This window comes from Plantactinospora mayteni (genome assembly GCF_016862935.1).
In the GTDB taxonomy this organism is placed as follows: domain Bacteria; phylum Actinomycetota; class Actinomycetes; order Mycobacteriales; family Micromonosporaceae; genus Plantactinospora; species Plantactinospora mayteni.
Window position 1 is genome coordinate 344,252 of sequence record NZ_BONX01000023.1, and the last position, 23,503, is coordinate 367,754.

Genomic DNA, 23,503 nt, shown 5'->3' on the forward strand with positions numbered 1-23,503 from the left:
CACCGCCACGAGCCGGGGCACGTCATCCCATCAGCTGTCACGTCTCCTCACGACCAGCGGGCGCACGGTCTGCCGCAAGACCTCGCAAGGGTCAGATGAGAAGAGTGCTGACCCACCAGCCGCTACCGGAGCCATCCTGCACCAGCAGGCTGACAGAACCTATTAGATGAGAAGGGCGCCCGCAGCGTCCAAGCGCGAAGGTCGCTACTCCATGGCCGTGGCGTCGGCAGCCGCGCTTCGGAGCGGATTGTCGTACTGGGACGGCGATAAGGCCGTCTTATTCAGGCGTCGCTGCTCCGATCAGCGCGCTCTAACGTTGAGACTTCACCGTAAGTCATAGAGCACAAGCAGAGCAGGGGCCGAATTTTGACTCGGAGACCTATCCGTTCAAGCTCGGACGGCACTCGTCAGGGCTGCTCCTTCGCGAGCCAGTCCTTCGCCTTCTGCGAAATCGTGTCCGGATACTTTCTCCGAAGAAACGTTAAGAACTGCCGCATACCTGCCGACTGGTCGTTGCCGTACGAGTCTTTTGTCGGTAAATCCAGCAAGCGGTCAAGGTCGGCTCCAATGAGCTCGTCGGCCACGAGCTCAAGCCGCATCAGCACGATGTTGCTGTGGTCGTAACTCCGGGTAAAGTCAGCCTCGTCCAGCCACTTCGTCTTGAGCACCTTGCGCACCGCCGAGGACTGAAGTTTGGCAGGGAGCGTCAGGTTTCGCAGCCACTTGCCATCCTCGAAGTCACGGTAAAAGGCACCTGCGGTTGGGTAGCTCTGTCGCTTGGCGAGAACCAGGTCTTCAAGCTCCCTGATCGTTTCTTTGCTGACGTATCGCGTGATTAGGTCGTAGGCGAGGCTCGCCAGCGAGATGTAGTGCACGGCAAGGTTGGGTTCGAGAGATGTTGCCGGCGTGTGGGCCTTCTCATTTCTGAGATGCTGGACACCCAAGTGTAGGTACCCGATACCTCTGAAGAAGTCCGCTTCGGCGTCGTTGGCAGGTGTCGCCTTACCGAACAGAGCTTCATAATGTGCGGTGTTCTGGGCGCTATTGTTGAAGACGTCCGAGGCCTTCTCTTTGCCCGTGATCTCGCGAAGCTTCCCGCGCACCAACTTGTAGGACTCCTCGACGGCATGGAAGTAATCCCCGGTCACCAAGTACTGCCCGATGTGGTCGTAAATTTCCCCGTGGATCTCGATCTGAATCTTGTTCTTTGAAACCGTCGCTTCGGTGGTGTAGATTGCGCGGGTGGGATCAGCTACGTTGTCGGCCGCCGTTGTCTGCCCCATACCGGCAGACGGTGCACCATCGAGCTCCACCGCGATCCTTCGGATCCTGGCGATCTGGTCGTCCGTGATTTCCTCGCGGAAGCCTGAAAAGCCCGGAGCAGCCTGCTTTGCTTCGATGTAGTCCGCAAAGGTACCGAGCGCTGCCGCGACCTCGTAATCTGAGCCAATTCTCCACAGCGTCCTCAACCTGTTTGCCTTCGACACTCCGTACTCGGCGTACTTATCATCGTAGATGTCGACGGCGAGGTCGTCGAATAGCTGCGCCAAAGATGTGTTTGTGAGATCGAGGACGTGTCCACCACTCATGCCCAGCACAGCCTCCAGGAAGGTCTTGTCTGGCAACGACAGCTTGCTCACGGCTCGTTGCTCCTCTACTCAACCTGTCGTTCTCTAGTGAGCCAGCATGATGACGTCTGCCCGACTGCACGACCAAGCACGAGTCTCATGCCCTGTCCGCATGTTCGGCGAGTCGTCGGCTGAACTCCGCGTGCGCTTGGCGATACTCACTCTCCCGGTCCGCCTTGTAGAACGGCGCCGTGTATCCCTCCGGCACCGGATTCTGCTCTGGATCCTCTAGGTACGCCACTAACTGCTGATAGTGTTCCTTCGTCTGCCCGAACCCGAAGCCGTAGGAGTCGGCGGAGATTCTTCTACCTGAGGAATCAAACCACATCCGATCCTCACGATCAGTCAGAATCGGATAGCGGGATCGTAGAACCGCTATCAGCGCCTCAGCGTCCATCCCAAACCAAACCGCCACTAGTGCATCGATTTCAACCAAAGCTGCTCGACGTCCCCGCTCACTCCGAAGCGGGGTCGACCTTTTCCAAGTAGGACCAATATCACTTAGCCCAGCGAGCCCGGGCCACCTTGTCGCCCAGCATTCGTCGAGCCACGCCTCCTTGAAAAGCTCTGACCAAAGGTCACTGAAGGCGTCCGTCATGCAATTAAGTCGAAGAATACGAAGCAATAGAGCCTGCACCAAAGGGTGATCGATATCGGCGGCGGGCATTTCCCTTACGGCACTGGGAGTAAGGTCCGCTCGTCCCGTTATTCGAAGTAGATAATCAAGTGGCAAGGCGGCCCAGAATCCGGCAGCAAGTGCTGTTTCAAGATTGTCACGGAGCGCCATCGAGTGTACGGCGTGAACGTGAGTAGGGCCAGGAGGGATCAGGGCAGCAAAGAGAGACCTTTCTGCGCTTTTCGTATCGATCATCCGTCTCCAAAAGAGGCGATATCTCTCCTCATATCGATGATCACCTTCGGCATCCCGACCAGCCTGGGCAATCGTCTCCTCGCCGGTCATCACGTAGGTCGTTCGCGGAACTGCATTTGAGCTCAAAGCAATAATATCCCAAGACGACCAATCCTTGTTGTTGCGGAAGGGTTCATTCGGCTCTTTCGCAAAGGGAGTAGCGATACCGAAATGTGTTCCTTGCAGTATCGCCTCACTTAGAGATTGAACACGTCCCACCTTGTAACGAATAGAGCCCTCAAGCCGAGCAACAGTTTCGTGGTACCCGCTACTTATCCTTGGACGATAGTAACCGATACGGCGAGGCTGAGATGCCAGCGCTTGGATAGCGCTTTGCTCATTTGTCGTGATTGGGTACAGTAGTTGCGTGTACTCCACCGGGCCTTCCGAATCACCCCTCAATCGCCCCCAATCAGCAAGGAGATTGGCATTTACATTGATTACCCGAGTTCGGTGCGGTCTGACGTCCCACTTGCCCTTATACTTCTGTCCCGGAACTTCTCCTGATCCATCATGAGAAAGCGAAGCAATCAGAACCGTAGGGTCATAAACTTGGGCTAGATGAAGGAAATTAGTTGGTCCAGATGAACCGTAAACGTGCACCCCAAATTCAGTGTGCGGGTTTATCTCACGGAACAGGTTCTTATAGTTGCAGAATTGAGCGTGAAGCCGCAGGTAACCATAAGTGGCAGCTCTTAGATTTTGCTCCCTGGGACCAACAAGGTGAGTATCAGGGTGGAGCAACCCCGCTGTTCCAGGCGCACGAAGATGCGACCAGACCCGACACATAAAAGCGCGATAGATATCGGGTTGCGTGCCAACCAGCAATGGAAATTCACTCATACTTCCGAAGAAGGAAAGGACACCAGAATTCGCTGTCAACTCCGCAAAGAAATGCAATCGCACAAGAGGCTCTCGGAGCAGTAGCAACTTGCGTTGCCGCCACAGTTCTATTGGCGGCTTTTCTGCCAGTCTAAACCAAGGATCATGTTCCGCGAGCACCACGTCCTCCATCCACCTCGGCCGTACCCAAGGTGGATTGCCGACCTGGAGGTCGAAGCCGCCTCTGCCGAACGCCTGCGCGAAGGTCAGTTCCCAGTGGAAGAAGCCCTGTTCCTCGGCGATCCGGGTCGCGGTGTGCAGCCAGGGGAAGCGTTCTTCCAACCGGAAGGGATTCTCCATCCCCATCAGCCCCTCAAGCCGACCCTCGTACTCGCTCAACTCACTCAGCGAGGTGAGCTGCGAGACCAGCGAGTCTTCCGGGATGTCGGCGCGACCGAGCAGGGCTTCGGCGAAGATGAGCCAGCCGTCCAGGTTCGCCAGCGGCACCGGTCGACGCAACTGCTCGGCGAAGCTCACCTTCCGGGTCCCGGTCTGCCGGACCGGCATCTTCAACTGCTGCGGCTCGACCTCGTCCCAGAGCGAGACCTTCTCGTAGACGGCCGGATCGTCGTACGCCGGCACCTCCCGGACGTGCGTGACCTCGACCGGCTCGGCCGGATACACCTCGGCCGACCCGTCCAGCAGTTCAGCGGCGTCCAGCGGCCAGAACCACAGCGCGCACCAGGCGTCCATCACGGTCTTCAACCGCCAGTACGGCGTACCGGCCGCCGTCAGGTCGGCCAGGATCTTCTCCCTGGCCACCGCCCCGTCGGCCGCCGGCAACGGCCGCTCCGGCTCCACCTCCCACACCGGGATATCCCGACGGATCTCCCGCTCCGAGATCTCCAGCCGACGCCCCACCAGCTTCCACAGGAACTCGACCCGCCCAGCCAGCGCCTGCAACCGAGCCACCTGCGACGGCTGTTTCCTCGTCCCCTTGGCCGACGGCACGCGCTTCATCGCCGTACGCCATTTCTTGAGCTTTTCGGTCTCGGCCGGCGCCAGCTCGCGGGCCTCCTTCTCCCCCGCGACCGCGCCCCACCCGTCGGCCGGGAGCAGGAAGTGGTGGATGGTGCCCGGCTCGATGTTCCCGTCCCGGAACGGCCGGTCCTCCGGTGCCGTGTTCAGCCACGACTTGTCGGCAAGCTGTTCCGGCCGGTAGAGCCGCCGCCCACCACCGATCAGCGAGTTGCCCCGCTTGAGGTGCAGCCCGAACCACGGCGCCTGCAACCCAACATGCATCACGTTCAGCCAGAGCGACACATCGGCCAGCTCGACCGCGGTCCGGTTCAGGTCGACGCCATAGCAGTTGTGCAGCGCGATGTACGCCTTCACCCGCTGCAACTCCAGGTGATAGGCCTCCGGTTCGAGAGCGGTCCCCAGCTCCTCCTGGCGCCGCCGCAGGTATTCGGCGGCCACCTGGTTGATCGCCTCGTTCAGGAAGGCGCCGGAGCCGAGCGCCGGCTCGCAGATCGTCCAGTCCAGCAGGTCCCGGGCGCGCAGCCCATCGCCAGCTTCCTCGATCCGGTATTTCAGCGCGAGCTGGACGGTGACCTCGGTCAACGACTGCGGGGTGTAGTAGGAGGCGCTGGTCTGCCGGTCCCGCCCGGCGAGCCGGTAGACGAACGAACCCGGCTCGTACGGGATCCGGCTCTTCGCCCCGGTGACCGGGTTCTCCTTCAAGACGAAGACTTCGTCGTCGTAGTCGTCCACCTTCGACTCGGGGATCATCCACGAGCCGTCCTTCGGGTCGCCGTGCTTCGCCACCTCATAGAGCCGCTCGGTGGCGACGAATCCGGTGTACGACATCAGCCCCTCGTAGACCGCGCCGAGCTGGTTGATCCCCAACTGGGCGTACGAGATGAAGCCGCCACGCTTCCGCTTGCCGCCCTTGGTGATCATCAGCCGACGCAGCACCTCGTAGAGGGTGCGGTTGCGCAGCCGGGTGTCCAGCTTCGGCCCGTGAGGGTCGTCCGGGTCGTCGGGGTCGTCGGGGTCGTCCTCGTCGCTGCCCGGCTGCGGGATCTGCCGGCCGATCAGCCGGATCGCCTCCGGCAGGAACAGGTCGGACCGCATCGGCTCGAACCGCAGCCCCACGTCCTCACTCGTCTGCTCGCCGACCTCCTCGCCCGCCCCACGCGGCCGGTGGCCCTCGTTGACCATCCGGCAGAGCAGGTCCAGCGACTCGTAGAGGTGGAAGCCCTCCTCGGCCGAGGGCGGCAGCCGCCGCGAGATCAGGTCACCGAGCCGGGCCAGGCTGTAGCCGGAGACGTACTCGGGATCGTTGACCGGCAGCACGCCCAGCTCGGGGCGGGCCTCGGCGTAGAGCAGGAAGAGGATGCGGTAGAGGTAGCGCAGCGCCTCCCGGCTCAGGTCGCGGGCCAGCTCGTCCAGGTCGGCGACCTGCTCGGGACGGTAGCCGGCCAGGCGGATCCGGTCCAGCACCTCGTTGGCGATCAGCTCGACCGAGGTACGCAGCCCTTCCCGCAGCTCGCCGCTGACCCCGACCGCGTGCTGTCGGGAGCCGGCCACCAGGTCGGCCAGCGGCTCGCTGCCGCCCTCGGCGGGCGGGCGCAGCGAGTCCGCGCCGAAGAGCGCCGCGACGACGTCCAGCTCCCGTTCGTCATTCCGGCCGTACGCCACGTCGAGGCTGACCGCCAGATAGCGGCCCTCGCCCCAGACGCTCCGGTCGGCGAGGGTGATCACCCCGCCGCTCATGATGAGCACGTACCTCGGCGGGTCCTCGGTGGCGAAGAGCCAGGAGGCGAGCTTGGCGCCGGTCTCGATGCGCTCCCCGCCGGCCAGCTCGATTGGGTCGAGCAGCCGGCCCGCCTCGGTCGGATCCTGGGCGGCGTCGGTGTCGACGGCCCAGCCGCAGTCCAGCGCGACGATGCCGTGCCCGGCGCCGCCCAGTTCGGCGTGCGCGACCGGGATCTCCTGCTCCTGCCCGGCCCGCTCGACCGTGATCGTCTGCCGTTGCGGGTCGCCGAAGCCGAGCACCTTCAACAGCTCGAAGTGCAGCTTTTGCAGCCGTTCCGGGTCGAACAGCTCCGGGTCGGCCAGCTCGATCTTCCGGTCGAAGTAGTCGCGCCGGAAGCCGCGCAGCCCGGCCCTCGGCGTCACCCGGCCGCCGCGCTCCTCCTCCGACCAGCGCTTGACGAGGCCACCCTTGAGGGTGGTCGGCAGCACCTCGGCCAGGTAGTGCGCGGAAAGATATTCACCCCGGTTGGTCAGCGACTCGAAACTCATGCCACACCCTCCGAGGCGTCGTCGACGAGGACGGCGAGCAGCCGCAGCAGCGGCTCGCCAGCGGTTTCCAACCGGGTGACCAGGTCGGTCTGCTCCCGTACGGTCCGGGACACCCGCTGCCGGCGGCGCTCCCGCTGGGCCGGCGCCAGCTCGCCGAAGAGGCTGGCCTGCGCGAACCGCTCCAGCTTGCGGCGGTGCTCGCGCAGCGGCGCGGCGATCTCGGCGTCCCATTCGGCCCGCCGGGCGGCCAGGTCGACCCGGGCCGCCTGGACGGCGGCCGGGACCAGCGCTTCGAGACGGTCGAGCGGAACCCGCCGGCCCGGGTTCGCCATCTGCGGCCCGACCTTCGCGTCGGCCAGCGCGTCGAGCATCGGGCCCACCCGGGGCGCGTCCGGCAGCCCGGAGACCGCCATCCACTCCACCACCGTCGGCTGGCCGAGCCGGTTGCAGTAGACGCCCTGGACCAGAAAAACCGGTTCCGGTACGGCTGCCATCAGCACCAGCGCCTGCTGCCGACCCAGCCGGGACAGCACCTTGTCGACCAGCCACTCCAGCATCGGATGTACGTCGCTGAGGAAGGCGATCTCCGGCCAGGTCGGTTTCGTCGACTCCCGGGCCTCGTCCAGTTTCCGCTGTGCGAGGCGCCGGTCGAAGGTCACCTTCAACCGCAGCTCCTCCCCCTCGGCGTGCGCCCGCAGATAGGACCGGGGCAGGTCGCCGAGCCGCTGCACCAGGTCGGCCGGGGCGAGGAACGACATCAGCTCGTCCTCCCGGCGCAGCCCGATCCGGTCGTCGGGCCGGTCGTCGTAGAGCTCGGCCAGCGCGGTGTCGACGAAGTCGCTGGTCGCGGCGAAGAGCTTCGGCACCTGCACCCGTTTCGGCTCCGCACCGACCGGCGCCTCGCCCACCGACGCCATCAGGTCGGCGAGCACGTCGACCTCGAAACCGGCGGCGTACGACTCGTCGACCGTCTTGCCCTCCAGCAGGTCGCGGACCAGCCGGTCCTCCTCCAGCCGGGCGTCGTAGAGGCCGGTCATCGCCTCCACACTGCCGAGACTGCGGTGGGCCGCCTCCTCGCGATCGAGCAGCTTCTCCGCCACCGTCCGGTCGTCCTTGGCGTCCGGCACGTTCGAGGTGAGGATCAGCGCCCGGAACTGCGGCTCGTGCCGCTGGCCGTACCGGTCGATCCGGCCGTTGCGCTGCTCGATCCGGATCAGGCTCCACGGGATGTCGTAGTGCACCAGGTGGTGGCACTGCTGGTGCAGGTTCACCCCCTCGGAGGCCACATCGCCGGTGAAGAGCAGCCGCACGTCGCTGCCGGCCAGCTCGAACTCCTGCAACACCTGCTGCTCCTCGGCGTCGGTCAGCCCGCCGTGCAGGACGCGTACCGCCGAGGGTTTCAGGCCGAGCCGGCGCGGCACCACCTCGGCCAGCCACTTGAGCGTCGGTACCCGCTCGGAGAAGACCACCGCCCGGACCGGGCGGCCCGGCCCGACGCCGATCTCATCGCGCAGCACCTCGACCAGCTTGGCCAGCTTGCTGGAGTCGTCGTCGGTCATCGCCGCCGTCAGCTCCGCGAGCCGGTCCAGCGCCGCCCGTTCCCTGCCCACCGCCTTCGCCGACCGGCTCCGGACCGTCGCCGCCAGCGCGACGTGCGAGGAGAGGAAGGACTTCAACAAGGTGTACGGGAACAGCCGCTCCTGTCCCCGGATCGGCCCGTCGGTCCACTCGCCGGCCAACCACACCTCGGTCAACTCGGCGAAGATCTGCTCCTCGGCGTCACTGGCGGGGCAGTGCAGTGCCCGGGACGGCCCACGATCGGCCCAGCGGTTGCCGATCTGGTCCCGTACCTCCGGACTGATCTTCGTCCGGCGCAGGTAGAGGTGGGCGATGTCCTCCGCCGAGTAGTCGTCGGGGTCGGTGATCGCGGTGGGGTCGAGCAGCGAGATCAGCTCGGCGAACGACCGCTTGTCACCGTTGTGCGGGGTGGCGCTGGCCAGCAGCAGCGCATCGGTCCGGGCGGCGAGCCGCCGGGCCAGTTCGTTGCGCTGAGTCCCCTTGTTGATCAGATTGTGCGACTCGTCGATCACCACCGCGTCCCACTCGATCGCATCGAGATGGTGACCGAACTGCCCGGCGTCCTTGAGGGTGTCGACCGAGATGATCGCCCGCTTGAAGTAGGTGAACGGGTTCCGCCCGGCCGGGATCTCCTGCTGGATCCGCTGGATCCCGGTCGAGTCCAGCCGGACCAGCGGGATGGCGAACCGGGTCCACAGCTCGCGCTGGAACTGCTCCAGCACCTGCTGCGGCGAGACCACCAGAATCCGGTCGCCCCGACCGCGCCGGATCAGCTCGGCCAGGATCAGCCCGATCTCCAGGGTCTTGCCGAGCCCGACAACATCGGCCAGCAGGATCCGCGGCCGCAGCCCGGCCAGCGCCGACTCCGCCGGCCGCTGCTGGTAGGTCAACGGGTCGAGCAGGAACCGGTCGGCCAGCGCCAGGCCGCGCTCCGACTGCGGCAACGGGGTACGCCGGAGCACCGCCTCCAGAAACAGTCGGCTGCGCCGGAACCGTGCCGAGGTGTCCGGGACCAGTTTGGTCTCCTCCGGCACCATCGCCCGGATTTCGTCCAGCTCGGTGAAGAACGTCGCCTCGACGTCCTGGACGAACTCGGAGACTCCGACGGCTTTGACCATCATCTCGCCGTCCCGGACCGGTCTGGCGTTCCGGACCAGCCATTCCTCGTCCCGGACCAGGATGCGCGAGCCGGGTGCGAACTGCTGGATAGCGGAGGGAGCGGGCGGAGGCGTCATGGAGTGGGGGCGTCCTTCGCAGGAGGGGTCTTCTGTTGTCTAGGAGATCCAAGCCGTAGCGGTGCGGTCAGAGGGTGCCGCGTCGGGCGTACTGCTGGCGCAGCCGGTCGGTCAGCCAGCCCACCTCGGCCCGTGGTCTGTCCGACGGCTCGGGATCCACAAGCGTCGTCGGCAGCCGCCGGGGCGGATCGGGGTCGACCCCGGTATTCGGCCCGTCGTTCGCAGGTCTGCCGATGTCGTCGTCGCTGGCACCGTCGTCGCTACCGCCACCGCCTGCGGCAACGTCCTCCTCCGGGTTCTGAATCGGGTCGGCGAACTCCGGTGGCACCATGATCTCGGTGCTGCCGTCGAAGGTCAGCTCGCCCACCCGGCGCCGCATCTCGATCACGGGTACGCCGCCGGAGGTCGCGATCGCGAGCAGCCGGGTGCGTACCACCGGCAGGCTGGGCCGGGCAGTCGGATCGTGTGCGAGCATCGCGCCGAGCAACGGGGCCACCTCGCCCGGCACGCCGGAGAGGTTCGGTAGCACGTCCGGGTCGACGATCTGGAGCAGCAGTCCGGGCAGCCCACCGGCCGCGGAGTAGAGCTTCTGCCCGGTGAGCGCGAAGACCAGTGTCGCGGCGAGTCCGTAGATGTCCGAGCCGGCGCCCTGGTCCCGCTCGCCCTTGACCCGCTCAGGGGACATGTAGTGCGGAGTCCCGACCACGGCGCCCGGGTCGGTCAGGTAGTCGTCTCGTTCGGTGAGCACCGCCAGGCCGAAGTCGATCAGCACCGGCCCGTCCCGGCCGAGGATGATGTTCTGCGGCTTCAGGTCACGGTGCAGCAGGCCGGCTTGGTGCACCCGGTCCAGACCGTCGGCGAGCATTGCCCCGATCATCGCCACCAGTGGTAGCGGCAGTGGGTCGCGCTGCTCGACGTATTCCATCAGGGTCGAGCCGGGCACGTACTCGACCGCCAACCAGGCGGGATCGCCGATCGGGTCGGCAGCCTCCAGGCGCGCGACCCGGGAACCCCAGACGAGTTGCAGACTCTCCACCTCGGCCGCAAACCGCTGCCGCACCGTCGAATCAGCAAGTAGGTGCCGTCGGATGACTTTGACTGCGACCCGGTCCGCCGTCGGCGACACACCGAAGTAGACGTCTCCCATTCCTCCTGACCCAAGTGGACGGATGAGCCGATAGTCGCCGAGCTGCTGCAAGGTGGGTGGCACAGTCACGCGCCGGATCGCCTCCCCATAACGATGGCACTCAACACATTACCGGCGATCACTCTGGCGATGTCGTCCGATCACTCCTCCGTTGCGGCGGAATGCTCCAACCTGGACGGCGTGGCGGAGGCGACGGATCATCCGATGGGGGTAGCCCGATCGCCTGTTGCCAGTGGTCGAGTGCGGGTAGCGTGTCCCAGCCCACCTCCCGACGCCAGTACGCGGCATTGGCGCACCGGGCCCGCCAGGTCAACTGGTCCCGCCGGGGATCGGGCCCGATGAGCTGCTCCCGCAACTCGACGAGGGCGTCGAGTGAGTGCTGGAAGGCCAGCCGCTCCCGCATCCATTCGGGACGGTGCAGTATCCAGTCCAGGTCCCTGCCCTCGCAGGTCGAGCACCCACACCCCCACAGGTTGGTGTCCGGGTGCTGTCGCTTCGTGCGCGCCACCGTGCCGAGCCGCTTGTAGGAAAGGCAACCGGACACGACCACGGACGGCGCCGGGCGGGGCCAACCGCCGCGCGACGACGGCGGGACCATGGGATAGAGGTGGCGCAGGGCGGCGCGGGTACCGACCGCCGCCGCGACCGCGCCGCAACAGAGCGCGCCCAGCGCGGAGATATCGCAGCGCAGCAGGAGCAGCGGTACCTCGCAGTTCAACAGTTCGATCAGACCGTCGACGACACCCCGTACGCCGAACGGGTCGGCTTGGTGTTCGACGACGATCGCGATTGGTACGGCGAAGGCGCGTACGTGCCGCAGCAGGGCGTCTCGGGCACTCGGCACTCTGAGCCAGGACAGGTGCAGCGGCAGCAGTGCGATCGCGTCGTCGATCATCGCCGTCCGGCGCAGGATCGCGACGAGCCCGTCGAGGTCGCCCAGTCCCACGTAGCCCGAGTCGGTGAGCACCGGCAGTCCCAGGTCCCGCTGCCGCCCCAACCAGTCCGAGTCGAATGGTGTGGTGGCAGGCAGTCGACCGTTCCCGCCGTACCGGTTCGCGTCGAGAAGGAGCGGGCGGTCGTAGCCCTTCTCCACCAGGTAACACGCCCAGCGGTAGACGCCGGGTAGGTTGCCTTGGTTGGCGGTGACGACAAGACCCGTTCCGGGGTGGTTCACGATCCTTCTGACGTCGTCGACGTCGGCGATTCCGCACTGCGCCAGCAGCGTGCGGTCGAGCCCTTCGATAGTCCGGAGTGGAGAACCGAGCGATTGAGTCTGATCGGGCGCCACGTCGACCCCTATCGACGACCCTAAGTATCTATAGGGTAACTCGACGCGATCGATCATGAATCGGTGCGGGCCCCGCCGGATCGGCAGGGGCCCGCCGTACGTCGTCAACCGGAAGCGGTCACTCGGCGCGCAGGTAGTCCAGGTCGTGGGTGCCCGGGCTGACGAAGATCAGGATTCCGCGTACGTCGGCCAGCGCCGCCGAGTCACACGACATCTCGGTGGGTGCCGCAGCACGGTGAAGCCGGCGGGCTGTGCGGGGCCGGCCGGCGCGGCAGAGACGGGTGCTGGCGAGGCCGCGAGCATCAGCCCGGCCAGCGCTAGCAGCAGGGGGACGTGGTGCTTCATGGCGGTGGTGATCCTTCCGGGAGCGGTGTCCGGAAACAGGGTGCGGATCAGAGCGATGAGCCGGTGCGGCGAATCAGTGCTGCGAGACGGTGCGTCGGACCAGTGCTGCGGATCAGTGCCGTCGAACCATGTCGTTGACGCAGCGGAGTACCGGGCGGGTGGTGAGCGCCGCCGGGTCCAGCGCGGCCGTGGACCGTACGGTGAACGTGGTCGACTCCCCCGGTAGCAGCGTGACCAGCGCCTCGTCGACCTCCGCCGCCGGATCGAGCCGATCCGGGGCGAGCACCAGGTCGCGCAGGATCGTCCGGGCGGTCACCCGGACCCGTACGCCGTCCGGCGACGACTCGACCGTGGCGTCGTATCCGGCCGGCGGGTAGGCCAGTTCGCGGTCCTCGGCGAAGAACCAGAAGCTCCGCTCGCCGTCCCCGCCGGGATCGGCGACCAGCAGTTCGGCGCGCGGGTCGTCCGAGGTGGCGAGGTCCGCCGGCAGCGGCCAGGTGATTTCCGAGTACGGCGGCACCGACAGCTCGACCGACGTCTTGCCCCTCGGCTCGCCGGCCAGGGTCAGCCGGGTCACGTCCACCCGCCCGGTCCACGGTGCGCCGCCGTCGTTGACCGCGACCAGGGCCAGCCCGCCCTGCCTCGGCTGGATGGTGAGCAGCTTGTCGGCGTACGCGCGGCGCAGCGCGTACCAGAGGGGTTTGCGGCGGCCGTCACCGTCGACGGCGGCCCAGGAGGTGACCGGCCAGCAGTCGTTGAGCTGCCAGACGACGCTGCCCATGCAGACCGGCCGGTACGACCGCAGGTGCTCCACCCCGACGCTGACCGCCCGGGCCTGGTTGAGCTGGGTCAGGTAGTGCCAGTCGTCGAAGTCGCGGGGTGCCGGCAGGTGCGCGTCCAGTCCCCGGGCCAGCTTGAGCCGCCCGTCCCGGGCCTTCTGCCGGTGTGCCATCGCGGGCGAGTCCTCAGCCAGTTGTCGCCGGTCCGAGATCGCCCGGCGCAGCGTGGCGTGGCTGGCCGGGCCCTGCCAGCCGAACTCGGCGACGAACCGGGGCAGGTAGTCCCGGTAGTGCGAGTAGTCGAGCTGGTTCCAGACCGTCCAGATGTGCATGCTGCCGTGCGCCGGGTCGTTCGGGTGGATCTCCGGCCGTCCCGACCACGGGCTGCCCGGCCAGTACGGCCGGCTCGGGTCCAGCTCGGCCAGCAGGCTCGGCAGCAGCTCGAAGTAGTAGCCGGCGCCCCAGGTGCGGTCGGCCAGCTCCTGCTGCCAGCCCCAGTCGTGCCAGCCCCAGATGTTCTCGTTGTTGCCGAACCAGAGCACCAGGCTCGGATGGCTGGCCAGTCGGACGACCTGCTCGGCCGCCTCGGCCCGGACCTCGGTGCGGAACGGCTCCTCCTCCGGGTAGGCGGCGCAGGAGAAGAGGAAGTCCTGCCCGACGAGCAGGCCCAGTTCGTCGGCGAGGTCGTAGAAGTCCTCGGACTCGTACCGACCGCCGCCCCAGATGCGCAGGAAGTTGACGTTCGCGTCGCTGGCCTGCCGGAGGCGTTCGGCGTAGCGCTGTCGGGTCACCCGGTGCGGGAAGCAGTCGTCCGGGATCCAGTTCACGCCCCGGGCGAAGACCGGCAGGTCGTTGACGACGACGGTGAACGCCGAGCCGTGCGCGTCGGCGGCGGTGGAAAGGCGTACCGAGCGGAAGCCGATCTTCCGCTGCCAGGTGTCGAGTTCCCGGTCCCGGGTGTGCAGGGTGACGGCGAGCGGGTAGCGCGGCTGGGCGCCGTACCCCCGGGGCCACCACAGTTCGGGGTCGGCGACGGTGACGGTCAGCTCGGCGACGCGCTGCCCGGGCGCGAGCACCGTCTCGGCGACCTCGCCGGCCACGGTGGCCCGGACGGTGAGCGGCGCGGCGCCGTCGCCGTCGTCGGCACGGTCGACCTCGACGCGTACCCCGACCCGGCCCTCGGTGTCGGCGACGGTGACCTGCGGGCGGACCTCGGCCAGCCGCGCGGTCCGCCAGGTGCGTAGCCCGATCTCCTGCCAGATTCCGGCGGTGACCAGCTCCGGTCCCCAGTCCCAGCCGAAGTTGCAGGCCATCTTGCGGATGAAGTTGAACGGCGTCGGGTACGCCTTCGGCCGCGCGCCGAGCCGCCGCTGCTCCGCCTCGGCATACCGGTACGCCGAGTCGAACCGCACCCGCAGCACGTTGTCGCCGACCCGCAGCACCTCGCCGACGTCGAAGGCGTAGCTCCGGTGCATGTTGGCGGTGCGGCCGAGTTCGACGTCGTTGAGGGTGACCGTGGCGACCGTGTCGAGGCCGGCGCAGACCAGTTCGACCCGGTCACCGTCCGCGCCGCCGTCCCACCGGAAGGTGGTCTGGTAACACCAGTCGGTGCGGCCGATCCAGCCCAGCGTGAGTTCGTGCTCGTCGAGGTAGGGATCCGGGATCAGTCCGGCGGCGAGCAGGTCGGTGTGCACGCAGCCGGGCACGGTGGCCGGGACCGGGCCGGACCCGACCGCCGCCGGGACCTCCGGGTTGCCGATCGCGGTCAGCGACCAACCGTCGTGCAGGCTCTGCCAGGACGTCACGGGCACCTCAACTTCCTCGGTCGCGGCCGACCTTCACCGGGGCGCGACCGGCCACGACCTCGGCGCGCCTTCCCTGCTGGAGGGTGCCGTCGCCGCACCGGGAGGCACCCTCAAGACATCGAGGGATGTCGACTGAACCGGATAAGTAAAGTCACCGTACGGGTGCCCCTCCGCCCTGTCAACGGTCCCAAATTCGGCCACGAATGGCCGACATTCGATGGCCGAGTTGGTCCCGCTATGCTTAACCGGAAAAGTTCACTCCCGTGGCTTGCGCGAGCTTTCCCGGCGTGCGGCAGCACCTCCACAGCATGTGCGGCGCACGTGGCCAGGGATGCGGCGGCAGGTGACCCGACCGGCCCACCCGGGCTCGGGTCGTCGCAGACGAAGGAGCGCCGGGTGAAGCGGCCGACGATCGCGGATGTGGCCCGGCGGGCCGGGGTCTCCAAGGGCGCCGTCTCCTACGCCCTGAACGGACAGCCCGGCGTCTCGGACGCCACCCGGCAACGCATTCTCGCCATCGCCCAGGAGATCGGCTTCAACCCGAACAGCGCCGCCCGGGCACTCTCCGGAGCCACCGCCAACGCGGTCGGACTGGCGCTCTGCCGACCCGCCCGGATCCTCGGCATCGAGCCGTTCTTCATGGAGCTGATCAGCGGCGTCGAGGCGGAACTCTCCGCCCGGTCGTACGCGCTGACCCTCCAGGTGGTGGCCAGCCCGGAGGCCGAGATCGCGGTCTACCGGCGCTGGTGGGGCGAGCGGCGGGTGGACGGCGTACTCGTCTGCGACCTGCGGGTCGACGACCGCCGGGTGCCGGTGCTGGCGGAACTGCGCCTGCCGGCGGTGGTGATCGGCGGGCCGGGCGACGGCGGCGGGCCGGAGTACGTCTGGTCCGACGAGTCGGTGGCCCTGACCGAGGTACTCGAATACCTGGTCGCGCTCGGCCACCGCCAGATCGCCCGGGTCGGCGGCCTGCCCGGACTGCTGCACACCGAGATCCGCACCGAGGCGTTCGGCACCGTCTGCCGCCGGCTCGGCCTCGACCGTACGGTCACCGTCTCGTCCGACTACAGCGGCGAGGAGGGTGCCCGGGCCACCCGGCGCCTGCTCAGCTCCGCCGACCGGCCGACCGCGATCGTGTACGACAACGACGTGATGGCGATCGCCGGGCTCTCGGTGGCCCAGGAGATGGGGCTGACCGTGCCCTCCGACGTCTCCATCGTCGCCTGGGACGACTCGCCGCTCTGCCAACTCGTGCACCCGTCGCTGACCGCGCTGCACCGGGACATCCCGGCGTACGGGGCGCACGCCGCCGGCCGGCTCCTCGCTGCCATCGCCGGGGAGCCGCTCGGCGACTTCCAGGACGAGACCGCGCACCTCATCCCGCGCGGCAGCACCGCACCGCCCCGACAGACCTGACCCGACAGACCTGACCCGGCGACCCCTGACCCGGCCGGGTGGGCGGCGGCGGCTGAGCTGGCCGGTCCGGTAACCGATAACATCGGCGGCGAGGCGTGGACCAGCCAGGAGGACGACCACCGTGCACGTACCACCGATTCCCAGCCTGACCGCCACCGACCCGGAGTTGGCGACGCTGATCGAGTCCGAGGCGACTCGGCAGCACGACAAGCTGCGGATGATCGCCTCCGAGAACTACGTCTCGACCGCCGTCCTCGAAGCCAGCGGCACGGTGCTGACCAACAAATACTCCGAGGGCTACCCCGGCCGCCGCTACTACGAGGGCCAGCAGTTCGTCGACCCGATCGAGACGCTCGCGGTGACCCGGGCCCGGGAACTCTTCGGGGTCGCGCACGCCAACGTGCAGCCATACTCCGGCTCCCCGGCCAACCTCGCGGTCTACCTGGCATTCCTCTCCCCCGGCGACACGGTGCTCGGGATGGCGCTGCCGATGGGTGGCCACCTCACGCACGGCTGGTCGGTCTCGGCCACCGGAAAGTGGTTCAACCCGGTCCGCTACGGCGTCTCGGCGGAAACGGGCCGGATCGACCTCGACGAGGTACGCGACCTGGCCCGCCGGGAACGCCCCAAGCTGATCTTCTGCGGCGGTACCGCCGTGCCGCGCACCATCGACTTCGCCGGCTTCGCCGAGATCGCCCGGGAGGTCGGCGCCGTGCTGGTCGCCGACATCGCGCACATCGCCGGGCTGGTCGCCGGCGGTGCCCACCCGTCGCCGGTCGGGCACGCCGACGTGATCACCACCACCACGCACAAGACGCTCCGGGGTCCGCGTGGCGCCATGATCATGACCACCGCCGAGCACGCCAGCGTGATCGACAAGGCCGTCTTCCCCGGCCTACAGGGCGGCCCGCACAACCACACCACCGCCGGCATCGCCGTCGCGCTGCGGGAGGCCGGCACCGAGGACTTCCGCCGGTACGCCCACCAGGTCGTCGCCAACGCCAAGGCGCTGGCGGCGGCACTGACCGAGCGGGGCTTCACGCTCTCCTCCGGCGGTACGGACAACCACCTGATCCTCGCCGACCTGACCGGCAAGGGCATCGCCGGCAAGCCGGCCGCCCAGGCGCTGGACCGGGCCGGCATCGAGCTGAACTACAACACCGTGCCGTACGACCCGCGCAAGCCGTTCGACCCCTCCGGCATCCGGCTCGGCACCCCGGCGCTGACCACCCGGGGCCTGACCGAGGAGCAGATGCCGCAGGTCGCGGCCTGGATGGACGAGGCGGTCAGCGCGGCGGTCAAGGACGACGAGGCCACCCTCGACCGGATCGCCGGCGAGGTCCGGGACCTGCTGGCGGCGTACCCGATGCCGGGCTACGCGGCCGACTGACCCACTCGGTCGGCCCGCCGACTGACCCACTCGGTCCGCCCGCCGGGTCGGCGTGGTCGGTCGTCAGCGGGACGGGCTCGGGAACTCCTCCAGATACGCCTCGACCCGCTCTGCCGGAGCGGGTCGGGACAGTGCATACCCCTGGCCGAGCTTGCAGCCCGCCCTGCGGGCCTGCTCGACCTGCCCGGGCGACTCCAGCCCCTCGGCGATGATCTCCAAGCCGAACCGCTTGCCGAGGCCGACCAGTACGTCGACGAAGGGCTTGGTCTCGCCGTCCCGGGTGCCGCCCTCGGTCACCAGGGTCCGGTCGACCTTGAGGAAGTCGACCGGCAGCCGGCGGAGTTGGGCCAGCGACGCCTGCCCGCTGCCGAAGTCGTCCAACGCGGTCCGTACCCCGAGCGCCCGCAACCCGGCGAGCTGGGTCACTACCGCCGGCACGTCGACCCCGCCCCGGGGCTCCGCGATCTCCAGCACCAGCCGGTCCGGCTCGACCCGGTGCTCGGCCAGTGAGGTGCTCACCCAGCGGACGAAGTCGGGCGCGGTCAGCTCGCGGGCCGAGACGTTGACCGACATCCAGAGCCGTCGGGGCCGCTGCGACCAGGCGGCCAACTGCCGGCAGGCGGTGTCCAGCACCCAGCGGCCCAACTCCTCGACCAGCATCAGGTCCTCGGCCACCGGCAGGAGTTCGGCCGGCAGCACCGTGCCGAGCGCCGGGCTGCGCCAGCGCAGCAGCGCCTCGGTCCCGACCGGCTGCTGGTCGTCGAGGTCGAGTATCGGCTGGTAGACCAGGTCGAGTTCGCCCCGCTGCACCGCACCGGGCAGCTCGCGCTCCAGGTCGAGCCGCCGGGTGAACTGCTCCTCCAACTCGTCGTCGTACCACTCGACGCGGTTGCGGCCGAGCTGCCGGGCGCGCAGCCTGGCCAGGTCGGCCCGGCGGAGTACGTCGTCGACACCGTCCCCGCCGGAGAGGTCGGCGAGGCCGATGCTGGTGCCGAGGTAGAGCACCGCGCCGGGCATCGGGTACGGCTCGGAGAGCCCGGTCAGCAGCCGCGTCCCCATCGCGTACGCCAGTACCGGCCGGTCCACTGTCACCACCGCGAACTCGTCCCCGCCCAGCCGGGCCACCACGTCGGCGGCCCCGACCCCGAGCCGCAGCCGTCGACCCGCCTCGGCCAGTACGGCGTCGCCCATCTGCCGCCCGTGCACGTCGTTGATCCCGGACATGCCGTGCAGGTCGATCACCAGCAGCGCGCCGCTGTGCCCCGGCACCGCCCGCTGGGTGACGATGGTCCGCATCAGTTCCCGGCGGTTGGCCAGCCCGGTGAGTTCGTCGGTGAAGGCCAGTTCGTTGAGCTTGCGCTCCAGCAACTGCCGTTCGCTGACGTCCCGGACGTGCACCACCAGCGCGGCCACCTCGGGCACCGCCCGCTGGTCGCTGACGGTGGACTCGGTGTCCCGCCAGGCGCCGTGCCCGTCCCGCAGCCGGGCGGTGACCAGTTGCGGGCGCCCGGTCGGCACGTCCCGCCCGGCGAGCACGTCGGTGAGTACCTGGGTGACGTCGGCGGCGTCGTCCGGATGCATCAGGTTGGGGAACGCCCGGCCCAGCACGTCGGCATCGGAGAGCCCGAAGAGCCGGGCGGCGGTCGGCGACTGCCAGCGGATCAGCAGGTCCTCGCCGACGATCACGATCAGGTCGTTGGCCCCGGAGACCAGCGAACGGAAGTGCGCCTCCTGGTCCGCCAGCCGCTTGGCGTACCGGCGGATGTCGAGCATCACCAGCACCTCCCGGACCACCAGGGTCGGGATCACGGCCAGACCCAGCAGGATCGAGGTGTGGTCGAATGAGCCGACGGTGACCAGGTGCCAGAGCGCGGAGAGCGTCGCCAGGATCGCCGGAATCGTCAGCAGCGGATAGGCGGTCAGGTTGGTCTGCGGCCCGGTCGGGGTGGTGCTCGGCTGGGCCACCGGATTGGCCCGGCGGGCCCCGGCGGCGATCAGCGTCGGGCCGGCGACCAGCGAGATGGCGACCAGCGGCAGCGCGGTCGCCGGTGCGCCGTAGTCGATCAGTATCGCGATCAGCGAGTGCCCGCAGACCGCCAGTCCCGCGCCGATGCCGCAGAGCGCGGCGGAGCGCCGGTATTCGTAGGCCCGAAGTGTGGTGATGGTGACCACCGGCAGACCGACGACGGCGAAGAGCGCGGCGATCATGGCGAGCGGCGGCAGCGCGTCCGGCGGGATCACCCAGGCCGAGAAGGCGAGGCTGATGCCGAGGCTCAGCCCGTCGAAGGCACGACGCAGCCGTACCGGCACCGTGCCCGCGGCGCCGGGCAGCAGCATCAGGCCGAGCAGGTAGAGGGCGAACGCCAGTACCAGCGCACCGAGCGCCACCATCGACCGGGCCTGCGCCGGCGCCAGGAAGAGGACGAGCGAGGAGAGCGCACTGGCGACCAGGCCGAAGCCGAGGAAGCCGGCGCCCCGGCACGGGCCGAAGCCCGTACCGCCCCGGTGCAGTCGGATGGCCAGCCGGACCAGCCGGGCGGCGGCCACGGCGGCGACCACGCCGACGGCGACCGCGACGGCGGCAAAGGGCGGCAGCGCGCCGAAGTGAGCGGCGAACAGGACGCCCACGGCGAGCAGTGGGGCACCGGTCTCGGTGACCCGGACGACCAGCCGGCGGGCCCGGCCGTCCGCGATGTGCGCCACGGACATTGCGGAATGCCTTCGCAGAGGGGGCACGGACGTGGTGCGGGTCAGGTCCGGTACGACCGAACGGCCGAAACCAGTCCTATCAACCCCCAACGATCGACAGGGGGCGTGGTTACGTATTGAACCTTGTTCAGCCTCCCGCCGCGGCCCGTGGGGTCGTGGCGGGAGGCCGGGGCGGCTGCCCCGGGCCGGTCAGGTTGAAAAGGTTCAACGGTAGGAGTCTGCACTCTGGTTGCTCGGCAAATCTTCCCCCAGTCGGTCAAGCCCGTTCCACCCCGGCCCGGCCAGCGGTCCCGACCACCCGGCCGACCCCACTCGGCCCGGCCGGCCGAGGCCCACGCCCGAGCGGCCGGGGCGGGGTGCGAAAATCGCCGGGTGGGTAGGACCGGCACACTCCGCTTCCGGCACAGCCAGGCGATCTGGGTGGCCGCCGTCATCGCGTTCCTCGGCGCCCTTCCGCTGGCCACCGCCCGGTGGTATCTCGTCCCGCTGCTGCTGGTACCGGTGGCGGTCGGAGTGTGGGCCTGGCGGGCCGGCACCGACGCCGACCGGGCCGGGGTACGGATCCGGGCACTGCTCGGTGAGCGCAGGATCGCCTGGTCGGAGATCGCGGAGCTGGCGTCCGACCCGCGCGGACAGGCGGTGGTACGCCTCCGCGACGGCAGTACCGCCACCCTGCCGGCGGTCCGGGCCGCAGACCTGCCCGGCCTGGTCGCCGCCAGCGGCCAGCCGCTCGGCGAGCCCCGCCCCACCCCGGACCACCCCGACGACTGACCACTCGGGCCAGTACCCGCCGACGGTCAGCACCGATCGACGGTCAGTATCCGCCGACGGTCAGTACCGGTCGACGGTCAGCACCCGTCGCCGGTCAGTATCCGTCGACCACCTCGTTGACCAGCGGGGTTCCGGCCACGAACCGGCGCAGTTGCTCGCCGGCCAGCCGGTAGCCCCGGGGCAGCAGCCCGCGTACCGAGCCGGCGACGTGTGGGGTGAGCAGCACGTTGGGCAGATCCCAGAGCGGGTGCCCGGCCGGCAGCGGCTCGGGCTCGGTGACGTCCAGCGCCGCCGCGATCCGGCCGGTCGTCAGCTCGGCGACCAGGGCGTCGGTGTCGACCACCGGTCCACGGGCGGCGTTGACCAGCAGGGCACCGTCCCGCATGGCAGCGAGGAACCCGGCGTCGACCAGGCCCCGGGTGGCCTCGGTGAGCGGCACCAGCAGCACCACCACGTCCGTCTCGGGCAGCAGCGCGGGCAGGTCGTCGACGCCGTACACCCGCTCGGCGGGGCGGGCCGTCCGGGCGACCATGGTCAGTTCGACCTCGAACGGCGCCAGCCGGGCCCGGGCGGCGGCTCCGATCGAACCGGCGCCGACGACGAGTACCCGCTTGCCGGCCAGCTCGTCGGTGGGGTTGACCTGGTCGTACGACCACTCGTGCCGGACCTGGGCGCGGGCGAAGAACGGGAACGACCGCAGGTACGACAGGATCGCCGTGACCACCCACTCCGCGGTGGACGAGTCGTGCACCCCGCGCGCGTCGCAGAGGGTGACCTGCTCGGGCAGCCGGCCGGCCCAGGCGTCCGCCCCGGCCGAGAGCAACTGCACCACCCGCAGGTCGGGCAGCTTGGCCGCGACCGGAACCGCGGCGGGCTGGGCGAGGAACGGCGGCACCCAGAACCGGACTCCGGCCGGGTCCGATGGGAGCCGGTCCGGCGCCGGGGCGACCTCCACGGTGACGCCGTCGGGGATCTCGCCGAGCAGTTCCAGGCCCACGGGATGAGGGATCCACACCTTCACGGACGCCGACGATAGTCCTCGACGGCCGGTGGCCGGTGGCCGCCCTCGGATCCCTGCGGCGGCCTGGCCAGCGACGACTCTGGAAGGTCGGTTCAATGATCGAGCGAACCGACGGCACCCGGCGGGAGCGGACTACCCTGGTCCGGGTGAGCGCTCGTCCGTACCCCAGACTCAGCCGTCGGCGCGCGGCGGTCGCGCTCTGTGCGGCGGCCGTGCTCGTCACCAGTGGTTGTGCCTTCGGCGAGCCGGAACCGGATCCGGCCGGCGAACCGCCGAGGTTCCCCACCCCGTCCGTCTCGCCCAGCCAGAGCGGGGCCGGGCAGCAGGTCGCGGCCACCGTCCTCGCCAGCAGGTTGCAGATCCCGTGGGGAATCGCGTTCCTGCCCGACGGCGGTGCGCTGGTGACCGAGCGGGACACCGCCAAGATCCTGAAGGTGGGCCCGGAGTCCGACACGAACGGGCTCAAGGTCAGCACCGTGCAGACCGTCGACGAGGTCGACGCGGCCGGCGAGGGCGGCCTGCTCGGCATCGCCGTCTCCCCGGCCTACCAGCGGGACAAGACGGTCTTCATCTACTACTCGACGTCCGAGGACAACCGGGTCGCCAAGCTGACCCTGGGGGCCAGGCCGACGCCGATCGTCACCGGCATCCCGCTCTCCGGCATCCACAACGGCGGACGGCTCGGTTTCGGCCCGGACGGCTTCCTCTACGCCACCACCGGGGACGCCTCGGAACGCGGGCTCTCGCAGGACCTCAAGAGCCTCGGCGGCAAGATCCTCCGGATGACTCCGGCCGGCAAACCCGCCCCGGGCAACCCGTACCCGAACTCCCTGGTCTGGTCGTACGGGCACCGCAACGTGCAGGGCATCGCCTGGGACAGCAACAAGCGGCTCTACGCCACCGAGTTCGGGCAGAACCAGTGGGACGAGATCAACCTGATCACGCCGGGCAAGAACTACGGCTGGCCCGAGGTCGAGGGGCGCGGCGGAGGTGGCGCCGACGCCGAGAAGTACGTCGAGCCGCTGGTCACCTGGAGCACCGCCGAGGCGTCCTGTTCCGGGGCGGCGATGATCGACCGGGTGTTCGTGGCGGCCTGCCTGCGCGGCGAGCGGCTCTGGCTGGTGGAACTCACCGCCAACGGCACCGTACTGGGCCAGCCCCGCCCACTGCTGGTCGGCGAGTACGGCCGGCTCCGCACCGCGGTGGCCGCGCCGGACGGCTCGTTGTGGATCTCCACTTCCAACCACGACGGCAAGCGTGACCCCGCCCCCGAGGACGACCGGATCTTCCGGCTGGTCTTCTCCGGCGGCGCGGCCGGAAAGAGCTGACCTCCCCGGCGACCGGGGCGGG

The 23,503-nt window shown here is 68.9% G+C and carries 12 protein-coding genes; 4 read left to right on the top strand and 8 right to left on the bottom strand.

The genetic code is table 11. The features are described 5' to 3' along the window. Positions 1-407 precede the first annotated feature (407 nt). The 6 genes from Pma05_RS17695 to Pma05_RS17720 all read right to left on the bottom strand — a co-directional run bounded on the left by Pma05_RS17695 (position 408) and on the right by Pma05_RS17720 (position 14,846). A complete protein-coding gene (locus Pma05_RS17695; protein ID WP_203858506.1) occupies positions 408-1,640 on the bottom strand; it encodes a TIGR02391 family protein in 1,233 nt (410 codons plus the stop codon). Positions 1,641-1,725: 85 nt separating this feature from the next. After that, positions 1,726-6,669, bottom strand: coding sequence for a DNA methyltransferase family protein (locus Pma05_RS17700; RefSeq protein ID WP_203858507.1), 4,944 nt, complete (start codon positions 6,667-6,669; stop codon positions 1,726-1,728). Beyond that, a complete protein-coding gene (locus tag Pma05_RS17705) occupies positions 6,666-9,482 on the bottom strand; it encodes a helicase-related protein (protein ID WP_203858508.1) in 2,817 nt (938 codons plus the stop codon). Before Pma05_RS17705 ends, Pma05_RS17700 begins: the two co-directional genes overlap by 4 nt. Positions 9,483-9,549: 67 nt before the next feature. Further along, entirely contained in the window at positions 9,550-10,698 is a 1,149-nt protein-coding gene (locus tag Pma05_RS17710) for a serine/threonine-protein kinase (RefSeq protein ID WP_307836860.1), read from the bottom strand. A 49-nt stretch (positions 10,699-10,747) separates the two neighbouring features. Beyond that, positions 10,748-11,803 carry a hypothetical protein gene (locus tag Pma05_RS17715; RefSeq protein ID WP_203858509.1) on the bottom strand — a complete coding sequence of 352 codons (1,056 nt, stop codon included), beginning with the start codon at positions 11,801-11,803 and terminating at the stop codon, positions 10,748-10,750. A 571-nt stretch (positions 11,804-12,374) separates the two neighbouring features. Further along, positions 12,375-14,846 (bottom strand): glycoside hydrolase family 2 protein, encoded by a 2,472-nt coding sequence (locus Pma05_RS17720; RefSeq protein ID WP_203858723.1) that lies wholly within the window; start codon positions 14,844-14,846, stop codon positions 12,375-12,377. 396 nt (positions 14,847-15,242) lie between these two features. Here Pma05_RS17720 and Pma05_RS17725 point away from each other — a divergent pair, with 396 nt between their 5' ends. Next, entirely contained in the window at positions 15,243-16,262 is a 1,020-nt protein-coding gene (locus Pma05_RS17725; protein WP_239312530.1) for a LacI family DNA-binding transcriptional regulator, read from the top strand. Positions 16,263-16,383: 121 nt separating this feature from the next. Next, complete coding sequence (gene glyA / locus Pma05_RS17730) at positions 16,384-17,652, top strand: serine hydroxymethyltransferase (protein ID WP_203858511.1); 1,269 nt, start codon at positions 16,384-16,386, stop codon at positions 17,650-17,652. Positions 17,653-17,715: 63 nt separating this feature from the next. Here glyA and Pma05_RS17735 read toward each other — a convergent pair whose 3' ends face one another. Then, positions 17,716-20,361 carry a putative bifunctional diguanylate cyclase/phosphodiesterase gene (locus Pma05_RS17735; RefSeq protein WP_203858512.1) on the bottom strand — a complete coding sequence of 882 codons (2,646 nt, stop codon included), beginning with the start codon at positions 20,359-20,361 and terminating at the stop codon, positions 17,716-17,718. Positions 20,362-20,733: 372 nt separating this feature from the next. On the opposite strand from Pma05_RS17735, the gene Pma05_RS17740 reads away from it, so the two are divergent. Further along, the gene (locus Pma05_RS17740) at positions 20,734-21,132 is read left to right on the top strand and encodes a PH domain-containing protein (protein ID WP_203858513.1); all 399 of its coding nucleotides are present in this window, start codon (positions 20,734-20,736) and stop codon (positions 21,130-21,132) included. Between the two features lie 94 nt (positions 21,133-21,226). Here Pma05_RS17740 and Pma05_RS17745 read toward each other — a convergent pair whose 3' ends face one another. Beyond that, the gene (locus tag Pma05_RS17745; RefSeq protein ID WP_203858514.1) at positions 21,227-22,153 is read right to left on the bottom strand and encodes a 2-hydroxyacid dehydrogenase; all 927 of its coding nucleotides are present in this window, start codon (positions 22,151-22,153) and stop codon (positions 21,227-21,229) included. A gap of 146 nt (positions 22,154-22,299) precedes the next feature. On the opposite strand from Pma05_RS17745, the gene Pma05_RS17750 reads away from it, so the two are divergent. After that, a complete protein-coding gene (locus Pma05_RS17750; RefSeq protein ID WP_239312595.1) occupies positions 22,300-23,481 on the top strand; it encodes a PQQ-dependent sugar dehydrogenase in 1,182 nt (393 codons plus the stop codon). The last annotated feature ends 22 nt before the right edge of the window (positions 23,482-23,503 follow it).